This window comes from Winogradskyella costae, assembly GCF_013403865.1.
Taxonomy (GTDB): Bacteria; Bacteroidota; Bacteroidia; order Flavobacteriales; family Flavobacteriaceae; genus Winogradskyella; species Winogradskyella costae.
In genome coordinates, this window is record NZ_JABFDK010000004.1 from 135,031 (window position 1) to 149,373 (window position 14,343).

Annotated in this window: 15 protein-coding genes; 4 read left to right on the forward strand and 11 right to left on the reverse strand. The window is 33.0% G+C overall.

Features of this window, described 5'->3' with window-relative positions; genetic code table 11:
- Positions 1–102: 102 nt before the first annotated feature.
- From HM986_RS10815 to HM986_RS10825, 3 genes are all read right to left on the reverse strand, one after another.
- Positions 103–522, reverse strand: coding sequence for an IS1/IS1595 family N-terminal zinc-binding domain-containing protein (locus HM986_RS10815; protein WP_179312978.1), 420 nt, complete (start codon positions 520–522; stop codon positions 103–105).
- A gap of 192 nt (positions 523–714) precedes the next feature.
- Entirely contained in the window at positions 715–1,074 is a 360-nt protein-coding gene (locus HM986_RS10820) for a DUF779 domain-containing protein (RefSeq protein WP_179335107.1), read from the reverse strand.
- Between the two features lie 69 nt (positions 1,075–1,143).
- Positions 1,144–2,643 carry an aldehyde dehydrogenase family protein gene (locus tag HM986_RS10825; RefSeq protein WP_179335108.1) on the reverse strand — a complete coding sequence of 500 codons (1,500 nt, stop codon included), beginning with the start codon at positions 2,641–2,643 and terminating at the stop codon, positions 1,144–1,146.
- Between the two features lie 172 nt (positions 2,644–2,815).
- Between HM986_RS10825 and HM986_RS10830 the strand changes: the two genes are divergently transcribed.
- Positions 2,816–3,730 carry an AraC family transcriptional regulator gene (locus HM986_RS10830; protein WP_179335109.1) on the forward strand — a complete coding sequence of 305 codons (915 nt, stop codon included), beginning with the start codon at positions 2,816–2,818 and terminating at the stop codon, positions 3,728–3,730.
- Here HM986_RS10830 and HM986_RS10835 read toward each other — a convergent pair whose 3' ends face one another.
- Positions 3,731–5,107: an alanine/glycine:cation symporter family protein gene (locus HM986_RS10835; protein ID WP_179335110.1), complete on the reverse strand. Its 1,377-nt coding sequence runs from the start codon at positions 5,105–5,107 to the stop codon at positions 3,731–3,733. It lies immediately after the preceding gene.
- Between the two features lie 255 nt (positions 5,108–5,362).
- Between HM986_RS10835 and HM986_RS10840 the strand changes: the two genes are divergently transcribed.
- From HM986_RS10840 to HM986_RS10850, 3 genes are all read left to right on the forward strand, one after another.
- Positions 5,363–6,304, forward strand: coding sequence for a mechanosensitive ion channel family protein (locus tag HM986_RS10840; protein ID WP_179335111.1), 942 nt, complete (start codon positions 5,363–5,365; stop codon positions 6,302–6,304).
- 99 nt (positions 6,305–6,403) lie between these two features.
- Positions 6,404–7,501: a heparan-alpha-glucosaminide N-acetyltransferase domain-containing protein gene (locus tag HM986_RS10845; RefSeq protein ID WP_179335112.1), complete on the forward strand. Its 1,098-nt coding sequence runs from the start codon at positions 6,404–6,406 to the stop codon at positions 7,499–7,501.
- 633 nt (positions 7,502–8,134) lie between these two features.
- On the forward strand, positions 8,135–8,608 hold the full coding sequence (locus HM986_RS10850; RefSeq protein ID WP_179335113.1) for a nuclear transport factor 2 family protein: 474 nt from the start codon (positions 8,135–8,137) through the stop codon (positions 8,606–8,608).
- Positions 8,609–8,644: 36 nt separating this feature from the next.
- Here the strand turns inward: HM986_RS10850 and HM986_RS10855 are convergent, their stop codons facing one another.
- From HM986_RS10855 to HM986_RS10885, 7 genes are all read right to left on the reverse strand, one after another.
- Positions 8,645–9,682, reverse strand: a complete 1,038-nt coding sequence (locus HM986_RS10855) for a hypothetical protein (protein ID WP_179335114.1) — start codon at positions 9,680–9,682, stop codon at positions 8,645–8,647.
- A gap of 317 nt (positions 9,683–9,999) precedes the next feature.
- A complete protein-coding gene (locus tag HM986_RS10860; RefSeq protein WP_179335115.1) occupies positions 10,000–10,548 on the reverse strand; it encodes a 1-acyl-sn-glycerol-3-phosphate acyltransferase in 549 nt (182 codons plus the stop codon).
- 1 nt (position 10,549) lies between these two features.
- On the reverse strand, positions 10,550–11,632 hold the full coding sequence (locus tag HM986_RS10865; RefSeq protein ID WP_246288496.1) for an iron-containing alcohol dehydrogenase family protein: 1,083 nt from the start codon (positions 11,630–11,632) through the stop codon (positions 10,550–10,552).
- 41 nt (positions 11,633–11,673) lie between these two features.
- A complete protein-coding gene (locus HM986_RS10870) occupies positions 11,674–12,297 on the reverse strand; it encodes a CatA-like O-acetyltransferase (RefSeq protein WP_179335116.1) in 624 nt (207 codons plus the stop codon).
- 4 nt (positions 12,298–12,301) lie between these two features.
- Positions 12,302–13,006 (reverse strand): HAD family hydrolase, encoded by a 705-nt coding sequence (locus tag HM986_RS10875; RefSeq protein WP_179335117.1) that lies wholly within the window; start codon positions 13,004–13,006, stop codon positions 12,302–12,304.
- Entirely contained in the window at positions 12,997–13,710 is a 714-nt protein-coding gene (kdsB, locus tag HM986_RS10880) for a 3-deoxy-manno-octulosonate cytidylyltransferase (protein WP_179335231.1), read from the reverse strand. The genes HM986_RS10875 and kdsB overlap by 10 nt, the downstream gene beginning before the upstream one ends.
- 61 nt (positions 13,711–13,771) lie before the next feature.
- A complete protein-coding gene (locus HM986_RS10885; protein WP_179335118.1) occupies positions 13,772–14,341 on the reverse strand; it encodes a DUF4126 domain-containing protein in 570 nt (189 codons plus the stop codon).
- Positions 14,342–14,343: the final 2 nt, after the last annotated feature.

Sequence of the window (14,343 nt, forward strand, 5' to 3'; positions counted from 1 at the left end):
AAAGATTAGTTAGTACTTAAAATTAGTTTTGTGTGCACTACTAAGCTCTTAAAAACATCTCTTTAATTCATATTTTATATACTTATCTGTTAATTTAATATACTAATCTTTAAATCGCTCCCATTTTATGAGCATAAATTTATCACCCAATTCAGTGACAACAACACCTGCACCTTTTATATTTTCAGGCTCTGAAAAATAACGACCAAGCTCATTTGCATTTAAAATTTTATAAGTCGGGTGATAATTAGAGTTATAAGGGCGCTTAATATTGTATTTTTTTACCCAATTCATAACACTGACATGAGAAATTCCTAATATGCGCTCAATTTCTCGATAGGTGAGCCCTTCTAAATAAAGTTGCAGTGATTTATTAACATAGTAGTCATCTATCTTCTTTCCTATCTTATTAACTGTGAAATAATAATTACACTTTTTACACTTGTAACGTTGCCTTTTATTCACTATTCCGCTCTTAACATACTGATCGCTACTGCAATTTGGACACAAATCTATAGTCATATATAGTTATTTAGCATAAATATATCAAATTAGCAACATATACAATAATGAATAGTTAAAATATTTCATTTTTGATAATTTAAAAACGAAAAACATATCATATTCATGATAATTATAAGTTAAATTACGAAAACACAAAAAAGCCTATATACTGAATATATAGGCTTTCTTAATCGTAAACTCTTTAGATTATTAAACTGTAGAATTAAAATGATTCTCCTCTTCTTCCGTTAATAATCGTGAATGAATTAAGAACCGAAGTCCTAATGGGATTTCTAATGAAAAACTAGATCCGCGTCCTTCTGTCACATCTACAGTAAGGTGTGTGTGCTTCCAATATTCAAACTGATCTTGGTTCATGTAGAAGTTTACACCTTCTACCTCACCTAAAAGCACATCACTTTCATCGAGATACATATCTCCTTTCTCAAAAATCATAGGTGCAGAACCATCACAACAACCTCCACTCTGATGAAAAATTAATTCACCATGCTTCGCTTTTAATTGCTTAATAATCTTTACTGCTTTATCTGTTATTTCTACTCGTTTCATATAATTATGATATTAAAAAAGGCTGAATTAAATGGTCTAATTCAGCCTTAATTTGCTATTAATACAATTCTAAAAGAACCCTAATTTATTCTTATCATAAGAGATTAACATGTTTTTAGTTTGTCTGTAATGACTCATCATCATAAGGTGATTTTCTCTACCAAATCCAGATTTTTTATAACCACCAAATGGTGCATGTGCTGGATAAGCATGGTAGCAATTTACCCAAACACGACCTGCTTTTATAGCTCTTGGTATTTGATATAACTGGTGTGCATCTCTCGTCCATACGCCTGCTCCAAGTCCATACATGGTATCATTAGCAATTTCTAAAGCTTCAGCTTCATCTTTAAATTTAGTAACACAAACGACTGGTCCAAAAATTTCTTCTTGAAAAACACGCATTTTGTTATGACCTTCTAATATGGTTGGCTTAATGTAGAATCCATTTGCTAAATCTCCCTCTAATTTATTAGCCTCACCACCTGTTAATACTTTTGCTCCTTCATCCTTTCCAATTTTAAAATACGATTGAATTTTTTCATATTGATCATTAGACGCTTGCGCACCAACCTGCGTGTTTACATCATAAGGATTATCTTGAATAATAGCATTTGTTCTTGCCACTACACGCTCCATAAAAGCATCATAAATATCTTCTTGCACTAAAATTCTTGAAGGACAGGTACAAACCTCACCTTTATTAAAGGCAAATAAAACAGCTCCCTCGATAGCTTTATCTAAAAACGCATCGTCTTCATCCATTACGCTATTAAAGAATATGTTTGGAGATTTTCCACCTAATTCCATTGTCACTGGGTTTAGATTTTTTGACGCGTATTGCATAATTAACTGTCCTGTAGTTGTTTCACCTGTAAAGGCTACTTTATCTATTTTAGAACTTGATGCTAATGGTTTTCCTGCTTCGGGACCAAAACCATGAATAATATTTAATACACCTGGAGGAAAAACATCTGCAATTTTCTCCATTAATAATGTGGCTGAAGATGGCGTTTGTTCTGCTGGTTTTAAAACTACACAATTTCCTGTTGCTAATGCTGGAGGTAATTTCCATGACAACATTAATAAAGGAAAGTTCCATGGAATAATCTGACCAATTACACCTAGTGGCTCCTTAATATTCATGGATAAGGTATTCTGATCTAATTCTGTTGCGCTTCCTTCTTCTGCTCTAATGCATGCTGCAAAATAACGCCAATGATCTACTGCCAGTGGAATATCTGCATTCAGCGTTTCGCGGATTGGTTTTCCATTATCACAAGTTTCTACGATCGCAAACTCTTCTAAATTTGCTTCTATAATATCGGCTACTTTATTTAAAAGTGTAGCACGTTCTGTTGCTGATGTATTTCCCCAGGCTTCTTTAGCTGCATTTGCTGCTTCAACCGCATTTTCTACATCTTCTTTTTGTGATCTTGGATATTTTGCGATTACACTTCCATCTATAGGAGATGTGTTTTCAAAATAATCTCCACCTACAGGTGGCACAAATTTTCCATTTATAAAATTGGAATACTTCTCTTTAAATTTTGGTTTAGAATAGCTCATACCTTAATACGTTTTATTATTAATTATATATTTATTTAGTATAAAAATTATCTATACTTTAGTTTTGATAAAGTTATTTTATCATATCTTAAATATCTTGAACATATCCGTTATAATTTTGAACATATCTCTTATTAACAATTTTTAAGATTATTTTTTCGTAATATTGAATATGAGAGGTTTATTAGATCAACATAAAAGCCATAGAAAACTGAGTACATTAGTAGAAAATAGAACTACTTATAATGCTGAATATGCCGAATTAAATATTTATGAAACTCATGTTATTGCCGAACAAGTATCTTTAAAATTTGACTTTCCCATTATCGCTAGCATGCTCACCGGAAAAAAGGTAATGCATCTAGAAGGTTTTAATCCTTTTGATTTTTTTCCGGGAGAATCTGTGGTAATGCCTACCAATAAAGAAATGATAATTGATTTTCCAATAGCTTCAAAAAACGAACCTACACAATGTTTAGCGCTAGGAATTGATGCTTTTAAGATTGAAGAAGTTGTGGGGAAATTTAATCATCATGTCGCTATTGAAAATGAAAACAATAATTGGGACTTAGATGCCACCAGTTCTCATTTAATAAATAATGTAGATGTTAACCATTTAATAGAACGACTAACATATACTTTTACTAATAGCAATACCTCTAAAGATGTGTTATTGGATTTAATGATTCAGGAATTAATTGTAAGATTACTTCAAACAAAGGCCAAATCGTTAATTACGAATGACAATCATATATTTACGGATACCAGAATTGGAACCGTTATTAAATTCATAAAAGATAACTTAACCAATAGAGATATCTCTGTAGATCAACTAGCAGAGAAAGCTTACATGAGTACGTCTCATTTTCATAAGCAGTTTAAAAACACCTTAGGCATATCGCCTATTGACTATATCAATTCGGAAAAGATTAAGTTTTCTAAAAAGCTAATTAAAACATCGCAAAATTTGAGAATGTCCGAAATCGCTTTTAAATCTGGATTTAACAACACTAGTTATTTCAACAGACAATTTAAGAAAACGGAAATGATGACTCCTCAACAATTTAAAGCTTCTGTTAGCAAATAATTACTCGTTTTTTAATCGTTGAATATACGCTTTGAGCTCAATTAACACTTTTGGAGCTAAGATTAGCGTTGCCAACATAGTCGGTATCGCCATTAATGCAAACACTCCATCAATGAGATTAATCATCATACTTAAGCTCGTCGTAGCTCCGATAAAAATACTCAAGATATAGAAGTAATTATAATAGTGCTTTTTATCCGCTCCAAAAAGAAACGACATACATTTTGTACCATAATACGAGTAAGAAAATAGGGAGCTCATACTAAATACAGCAATACAAACTAGTAGTAGATATTTACCATAGATAGGCATAACATCATCAAAAGCTGATGCTGTAAGACTCACTCCGTTATCAGAAGTCGTTTCCCAAACACCAGTAACCAAAATTGCTAAAGCTGTAAGCGTACAAACAATTAAAGTATCTATTGCAGGTCCAAGCATTGCCACCAAACCTTCGCGAATAGGCTCATCCGTTTTAGCTGCACCATGTGCCATTGGCGCCGTACCAATTCCGGCTTCATTAGAAAATGCTCCACGTTTTATACCATGAAGAATTAAAGCACCTATAACACCTCCTAAAAAGGTATCATCTTTAGGAAAATAGTTAGCAGCGAAGGCGTCTGTAAATATAAGTTTCAAATAATATAATAACACATCGTTATGTGCTATAAGAATGATAATTACCAATAGAAAGTATAAAGCCACCATACTTGGCACTAAACGCGAAGCAACAGAACCAATTCGTTTAATACCTCCTAAAATCACCAAGCCAGTAATAAACACTAAAATAACACCAATAGTGAGATTGGTATATAAGCCTACTTGTACTCCATTCGGAATTAATAAAATATCATTTAAAGCTTGCGTCAGTTGGTTTACATTAAAAACAGGCAAGGCGCCTATAAGTCCACAGAGACTAAAAAATACAGCTAAAGGTTTCCATGATTTCCCTAAGCCTTCCATAATGAAGTACATTGGCCCTCCTTGAAGCTCCCCTGCACTATCCTTTCCTCGATACATTATTGCCAAGGTAGAAGTAAAGAATTTTGTAGACATCCCAACCACAGCACTAATCCACATCCAAAATACAGCTCCAGGTCCACCAATTGAAATAGCAACGGCAACACCTGCAATGTTGCCCATCCCTACAGTTGCAGATAATGCTGTTGTTAAAGCTTGAAAATGGGAAATTTCTCCAGGATCATTTGGGTCGTCATATTTTCCCCTAAGCACATTTAAGGCGTGCCCTAAATACCGAAACGGTAAAAAATGTGAACGTATTAGTAAATATAGACCTCCACCAATTAATAAAATAAGCAAGGGTAATCCCCAAGCCAAAGATGAAAAGTCGCTGAGTAGTTCGTTTAAAAATTCCATAGACGATAAATGTAGTAAACGGTTTTAATTTTATGAGTCTTCAGTTACGAATATTTATAAAAAAAAAGCATAATTAAATGAAATTCAATTTTCATTAATAAACAATCCTCTAGATTGTAATATGTTCAATTATAAGTTTTTTTATTTTCAAAAAACACAAAAAAGATATAGATAAACAGATTTGTAGCGGTTTTACTTGCATTTCCATTATAAACCGAATATATTAAACGAGACACTTAAGTCCCTTTTTATACTATGAAAAGATCCATTCAACTGACTATATGCCTCTTACTAATTCTAATAATTTTTAATATTGAAGGTATTATCAACTATATCAATTCACTTTCAAATTTTGAAGATTATGAAAGCTCATTGTTAGTTCCACAAAAACATAATCTCCTAATTATTTGTTTCGCTTGGTTATTAATAATTTTCCTAAAAAAAGGTAAAGCACTCTTCCTTAAACGTTATGATATTTCTGCTGAAGACAATCTTGAAGCCAGAAAGATGTATACGCAGATAAATCTTCTCGAAAAAATCATCATATTTATTATTGGGCTATTAGCTATAGGATTTATTTTACTCTCTTTTGATAGCATTAAAAAAATTGGATATGGTATTTTTGCTTCTGCTGGTTTAGCCGGAATTATTATTGGTTTATCAGCTCAAAAAGTAGTTGGCGCATTGCTAGCTGGTATTCAAATAGCTTTTACACAACCTTTTAGAATTGATGATGCTGTAGTTGTAGAAAATGAATGGGGTTGGATCGAAGAAATTAATCTCACTTACGTGGTAATACGATTATGGGATAAAAGACGCTTGGTCTTACCGTCAACTTACTTTTTGGAAAATCCTTTTCAAAACTGGACTCGCAATTCAGCTGACATAATTGGATCCGTTTTTTTACATACCGATTATCATGTTCCTTTTGATGCCTTGCGAACAGAATTAACCAAAATATTGGAAAACACTGTTCTTTGGGATAAACAAGTAAATGTTTTACAGGTAACAGACTCAAAAGAAACCACAATTGAAATTAGAATTTTAGTAAGTGCCAAAAATTCACCTACGGCATGGGATCTGCGTGTGCATGTTCGTGAAAAAATGATAGAATTTATTCAGAAAAACTACCCAGAAAGTTTACCGCGAACACGTGTTTATCTCGATAGTGATCATACCAACAACAAAGCCTCATAGTTCTAAATGCAAAAAAGATAAGGTTACTATATCAAAATTGTTTGATATTATTTATTTACAATTGTAAAATAGTACATTTGTACACCAATCAATTATTACTTGAGCACAAATCGACTATACTTCATAGATGCCGTAAGAGCATTTGCTATCTTAATGATGTTACAAGGACACTTTATAGATACCCTTTTAGACGTTTCTTATAGAAATCATAGCTATACAGCTTATAAAGTTTGGGAATACACAAGAGGTATTACTGCACCCACTTTTTTCACTATTTCGGGTCTCATTTTTTCATATTTATTAATAAGAGCGAAACTTAATGGAACAATTGAGAAGCGAATGCATAAAGGCCTAATACGAGGATTTATGCTTATTGGTATCGGTTATTTATTGCGGGCCCCAATTTTTGAATGGCTAACAGGTAAATTTCCCGATTCCTTTTTAGTTGTAGATGTTTTACAATGTATTGGACTCTCCCTTATACTAATTGTTTTTATTTACAGGCTCACACTAAAGAAAACCTTGGTATTTTCAATAGTGATGTTACTACTTGGTTTAACCATTTTTATACTAGAGCCTTTATACCGCCGTTTAGAATTAGCAGAGATTCCTACGGTGTTTTCTAACTATTTATCTAAAGCAAACGGTTCCATTTTTAATATAATTCCTTGGTTTGGCTATGTAGCCTTTGGTGCTTTTATCGCAACGTTATTTTATCGCTATATAGAACGTCCAAAATTTAAAATGGCCATTGTATCTGGTTTTTTTGTTATTGGAATTGCACTTATTTTCGGTTCTTCTGAAACATTAATGAAACTATACTATATTTTAGATTTATCGATTTTAAAAGAGGTTGCTTATTATAATTATTTATTTACCAGACTAGGAAATGTGTTGATTATCTTTTCTTTATTCTATTTAGCAGAAAATTATATTAAACAACCGTTAATTCTAAAAATTGGCCAGAAAACACTATCCATTTATGTCATTCATTTCATTATCATTTACGGTAGTCTTACTGGTTTCGGTCTTCACCAAAGCATCGGAAGAACTTTAGAACCTTTGCAAGCTGTAATTGGCGCCATATTATTTCTTTCTGTGGTTTGTTTTATCTCTTTTTATTACGGTAAAACGAATGAATTTGTATATGATAATTTACAGAAAATCATAGACAAGATTAAGAAATATACGCGCTAAGTTCACGGTTATTAATGACCTTAAATCAAGTCATTATGAATTTATACAACATACTAATTCCTCTTATCGCTTTATGTTTATTCTCTTGTAACCGCATCACAAACTAAATAAAAGAAAATTTAAACAAAGGAGGTAAAATGGTTGGGGAATTGGCTTCAGAATTCTTTGAAGGTGTTTCTGAAGGTGTAGACAAAATCTTAGAATGCAAAATTATATTATCCGATGTCTTACTAAAGAATGGTTAAAAAATGGAGGTTATAGTATTGACAACCACAATCGCACTAACAATACTAAACTCAAGTTATATTTAATTTTTTGAATCAACGCTTAATATAGAAGTAATTGCCAAAGCATATAATAAATATAGATTAGAAATCGGTAGAGCAAAAACCACAATACAAGGGGGAAGCAGTGAAACCGGTTATTTTTCAGTTTTTATTTGATGAGCAGACAGACATTGATTATAAAATCACAATAACTATCGACTAAAAAAAAGACCATCTCGTTAAAGATGGCCTCTCCTTTTCATAACAATTAAATCCCATTCGAATGAAAGAATATAAGCTAATAGCATTCTACTTACGTAATTTTGTGTGGCATGGTTTTATAAATAATTAAACTAACTTTAACCTTATGAAAAATATTGTAGAAAAATTTTATACAGCTTTAAGTAATTGTGATGGTCCCACTATGATATCTTGTTATCATGACGATATTACTTTTGAAGACCCTGCATTTGGAACTTTAAAAGGCGAGCGTGCTAAGGCTATGTGGTTAATGTTATGTGAATCCCAAAAAGGAAAAGGATTTAACGTTGAATTTTCAGAAATCAAAGCTAACGCTAAGACAGGTTCTGCGCATTGGGAAGCTATTTATAATTTTAGCAAAACAGGACGAAAAGTACACAACAAGATCGATGCGTCTTTTGAATTTAAAGACGGTTTAATTATTAAACATACAGACGAATTTAATTTGCGCAGATGGGCAAAGCAAGCTATGGGGGTTAAAGGCATTTTCTTTGGGGGAATGCAGTTCTTTAAGAACAAACTTCAAAGTCAGACGAATTCTATGCTAGATAAATTCATAAAAGAAAACAAAGCCGTATAAAATACGGCTTTGTTTAAACTTATTATAAGGCTTTGATTAATCCTCTAAATATACTGCTGATGCAGAAGCTAGTGCACTATTAAAAGAAGGGGCAATATTTCCACCAGCTGAAAAGTTAGAAAAACCTAATATACGACCACCATCGTTTCCGGCTTCTGCGATATAAATAACTTCGTTTTCAGAATCGTAAGCAACATCAACAGGATTTCCCATAAACGTTGAAGATCCAGAAACTCTTATTTGATTTCCTGCCACAGCCATAATATCACCGTTTGCAACGGCGTTAAATTTACTAGTAAAACCTGAAATGATATGAAACCCGCCATCATCTTGTACGTTAGTAGCATCTCCAATATCAGTCATAATTAGAGTATCTGAAGAAGCATCATAGGTTATACCATGCGTTCTTACAACACCTTCAATAGTAATTCTTTTAGTGGCGCTAACTGTAGCGTCAGTAGTATTGGACAAGAAATCATTAAATACCGCTAAATCACTAGTGGCATCCACTACTGCATATAAATCGTTGCCGATAAATGTAATTCCCCATAGCTTGAAATCTGTGGTAATAACATTCCTTAATGAGAAACTAGTCCCAGAATAGGTATAAATAAACAATTTTCCGTCAGCAGTTGTATCGTCTCCATCTGCATCTGCATTATCTGCTACAACAAAAAGGTTTCCATTTACAGCCATTTCTCTTGGACTAGACATGTCGTTTGTTCCTAAAAAATCTGCGTTTAATACACTTCCGCTAACCAAATCATCAATATTGGCAAAACCTTCTATACTATTGTTAGATCTTGATACTTGATAAACTGATTCAGAATCATCGTCATAAAATATTCCATCAGCTGCAGTAGAGGATGTTATTAAAGTTTTTGTTTCAATATTTTGTTCAGATTCAAAATCATAAACGGAAATATTTCCATTTGAATTATTGGAAGCATATAATGTAACAGAGTCGTAATTATCGCCCCCATCATTGTTGTCGTCATCATCACTACAAGATGTAAATGTTACACCAAGTGTTAATAATAAAACGAAAATTGAATTGAAATTCTTGTTAATCATAATTGTGTTTTTTTGAGTTAATACTTTGTACTTATATATACGAAAAAATCAAGTTTTGGTTTTTTTAAATTTAAAACCAAGAAACACAATACACACAAAAACCTAATTATCAATACATTGAGTTGATGGTTTTTTGCTAACTTTAACAAATAGAAATGTAAGAAATATCCTAAAAAATGATACTAATAAAAAAAGCCATCTAATTAAATCAGACAGCTTTTTGGGACAATGTTTCTTTTTAGGGACTTGGAGTTTACTTTATGTTTCATTGCAATAGAAATACTTCAATTCTCGTGCCAGAATCTACTTCATAAGTTTTAGCTGTATTCTTTCACTTTTCCTTCTACACCTTTAAAAAAAGCTTTCATCACCTTAAAATCAGCTTCTATATCATCTGTGAGATAAAATGGTTCTGAGATCTTGTTTTGCTTGTTCTTAAAATCTAGCGTGAACATTATAATTGGCACATTTGCCGTTTTGGCGATGTAGTAGAATCCTGTTCTCCACTTTTCTACTTTTTTCCGAGTACCTTCTGGTGCTAATGTTAATCGAAACTCATCTGTTTCGGTAAATAGTTTTGCAATAGCTTCTACTTTATTTTGACCAGACGTTCTATCGAGAGCACGTCCGCCAATAGCCCTAAAGTAGTAACCAAATGGCCATACAAACAGTTCTTTTTTTCCTACAAAATTAGTTTTAACATCAGTAACCTTGCGAAGAAGTACACCTATATAAAAGTCGTGCCAACTAGTATGAGGCACAGCAATAATAATAGATTTTTTAATTTTATCTTTTGAAAAGTTAGTGTTCCCAACAACCTTCCAACCCAGTAACTTAAAATACACAAATTTGGCTAACCAGCGCATGTTACATCTTTTTGTAAAGCTCTAAAAGCTTTTGTCTGGTGATAATGGTTTTCCAGTTTTTACCAATAGCATTTTCCCAAAGTGGTTCTAAACTCAATGCCACATCAATCATAATATCAAATTGACTTTGATCTAAATCAGCACAAATTCCTAATGGGATTTCAATATTATGTTTGGCTTTCATCTCTTTAAAAATGGCTACACCTTCAGGATAAAACTCTTCCAAATGATCAAAGACGATACAGTTTCCAATACCATGTTTTACACCTAAGAGGTACCCTAAACCATAACTCATAGCATGCGCGACACCAACCTGCGAATAAGCAATACTCATCCCACCATGCCAAGAAGCCATCATTAATTTATCTTGCGCTTCTTCGACACTTAACGTATCTCTTAAAAAGATTTCTTTACACAGCTCAAAAGCCTTTTCCCCATAACTTTCGCTAAAAGCATTAAGATATGTTCCTGTGAGAGATTCGACACAGTGCACAAAGCAATCCATTCCGGTATAAAACCATTGATCTTTTGGAACATCCTTAGTTAATTCTGGGTCTAAAATCACCTGATCAAATGGGGTGAAATCACTGTTGATTCCCAGTTTACGTACCGGACCAGTTAAAATTGTGGTTCTAGACACTTCTGCACCTGTACCAGAAATTGTAGGAATACCAACATGATAAATCGCAGCATGTTTTATTAAGTCCCATCCTTGATAATCTTTAGACTCTCCTTTATTAGTTAGCATTAAAGACACTGCTTTCGCAACATCTAAAACCGTACCGCCCCCAATACCAATAATCCCAGATGGAAGTTCACTATATTCTAATATAATGTCTTCAACTAACTGATCTATCTGATCGGTGCTTGGCTCATTATTAGTAGGAACATATATAATTTTATCCTTGTAGGATAATGTAATGCGAGACGTTAACCAATGATTGCCTTTAAAGACATCATCAACATAAAATATAAATGGTGCATTGCGTCCTTTACGCTTTAAAGAGAGGATCTCATCGAGTTGATTAAAACTTCCTCGTCCAAAAACAACTCTGGACACCATTGGATAATTTTTGAATATCATTTACTTTATATCTTTAACAAAAATAATAACTTAGTTTATATTTAATAACTATTTAAATGAAATTGTAACTTTTCATTAAATAGTCCAATATGATAGCCATCTACCAAGGCGTGATTTACACTGATAGCGACTTGCATTTCTTTTTTTGATCCTACACTTTCCATTTTGCTAAACGCCAATTTTGGTATAGATTCTTTACCTCCTTTGAACGGCTCTTTATGACCTGTAAAATTCACCCATGGCAAAGACGAGCAATGCACACAATCTATTGAGTTTACCGGTGGAAATAGTTCATTAGAACCAAATACTCTTTCTTTTTCTTTTAAAAAATTATTCTGAAATTTTAGAATATCTTTATGATACGTCACAAATGAAAATCCGAATGTTTTATTAGGCCTTAAGATTGTGGGTGATGCATGAATGGTATCACATACCACCACTTCATTACAGTCATTTATTCTGTATTTTAAATTCTCAACGTCATTTATAGCCTGCATTGTAGCATGCAAATAGGTGATAAAAAAAGAGGGGTCATTATGACGTGAATATTCATAAGCATTTGAAACATCTACTTTGAATGTCACTCCAAAATAAGGATCTACAAACGTATTAAAGAACTCAAAATGAGCTTGTCTATTCCATGTATGCTTATCAAGTACTTTCAAATTCTTAATTAAAATATTTTAAAATTTCAGTTAAATTATGTGCCGTCTTATATTCCGATCCATTGGATTCTTCTTTAGATACTGTTTCATGCTGCCACGTGGTATGAAATGGCACATGAATAGCTTTTGACCCAATCTTCACTAAAGGCAAAATGTCTGACTTTAAAGAATTCCCAACCATTAAAAAGGACTCTGGTTCTATATCTAGTCGTTTTAATAATTGAATATAATTAGTCTCATGTTTTTCACTTAACACTTCGATATGATGAAAATATTTTAACAATCCAGATTTTTCTAGTTTTCGTTCTTGGTCTAGCAAATCTCCTTTTGTAGCGACAATTAATTTATAATCTTTAGACAATATCTTTAGCACCTCTTCTACTCCATCTAATAATTCAATTGGCTTATTAATCATCTCCTTACCGATGACCAATATTTTAGATATAATAGCATTGGATACTGCTCCATTAGATAATTCAACGGCCAATTCAATCATAGATAAAATAAAACCTTTAACACCATAACCGTAGGTCGGAAGGTTTTCAATTTCCATTCTAAATAATTCTTGATCTATTTTATTAGGCGTCTCGTAATGCGACAATAATCGCCCTACTTCCTCTTCCGCTTGCCTAAAATAGGTTTCGTTCACCCAAAGCGTATCGTCGGCATCAAAGCCTATAACTTTTATGTTACTATAATTTATTTCCACAAACGCTTCGCTTTTTCTAAATCTTCAGGTGTATCTATTTCTACTCCTTGAATTTGAGTTTCTACCATTTTTATACGTTTACCATATTCCAAGTATCTAATACATTCAATTTTTTCAGATGCTTCAAGAAACTGCATTGGCAGAACGGTAAAATCTAATAAAGCTTGTTTTCTAAAAGCATAAATTCCTTTATGCTTAAAATAACGTGCCCCTACATTTGCATCTCTTGGATACGGAATTGGACTTCTAGAAAAATACAATGCAAAATTCTGCTGATCTACAATGACTTTTACTGTATTCGGATTTTTAATCTCCTCTAAATCATTAATCTCAACCATTAAAGAAGCTAAATCAATCTCTTTATTTTTATCGTCCTTAAAAACTTCAATTACTTTTGCTAAACTTTCCCCTTCCGTAAATGGTTCATCTCCCTGTACATTTATTACAATATCACAATCTACATTAGCAACAGCTTCTGCGATTCTATCGCTACCCGATTCGTGCTCCTTTATACTCATAATGGCTTTGCCGCCATTATTAACAATTTCATTAAAAATAATATCGCTATCAGTCACCACATACACCTCGCTAAACAACTCAGTTGCTACAGTAGCTTCATAAGTTCTTAGAATTACAGATTTACCTGCTAAATTCTGCATCAATTTACCTGGAAATCGGGATGCACTATAGCGTGCAGGAATCATGGATATAATTTTCATCTATGTAATTTGTATAAGGAACGAATTCAATTTCAAAAATAAGGTTTTAAGATGATTTCGGTCTATTTGGTCGCATCTTTTTATAGAGTTTATAAATCAAATAAAATATAAATAGAACTAAGATTATTGCTAAAATCGGTAAGAATATAGAGACAATAGTCATTACAACGGAGGTACCTGTTTCAACGGTTGATACTATAGGGTTTCCAAAGCCAGCTGTAGAGACCGTAGACCCCACGCGTGTTGCACTAGCAGAGCTTTTAACGGCGGCTGCAGTTCCGCCTCCTGCAATAATCGCCAAAGCCCAAGTAATTACAGGACTTAAATCTGCCACGGTAGACACCATTATCGCTGTACCAGCGATAGTTGCTAACGGAATGGCGATGCTATCTAATAAATTATCTACCACAGGAATGTAATAGGCTACAATTTCAACCAAAGTTGCTATACCTAAAGTAATTACAGCAGTTATACTACCAATCCATTGCCACGACTCATTAAGCTCCCAAACATTAAAATAGGCTGCTAAGCTTAAAGCAAACAATGGCAAAAAGACTCTAAAACCTACAGAAGCTGAAAGCCCAATGCCTAAAAAAACACTTAGAATTGTTTCCATTA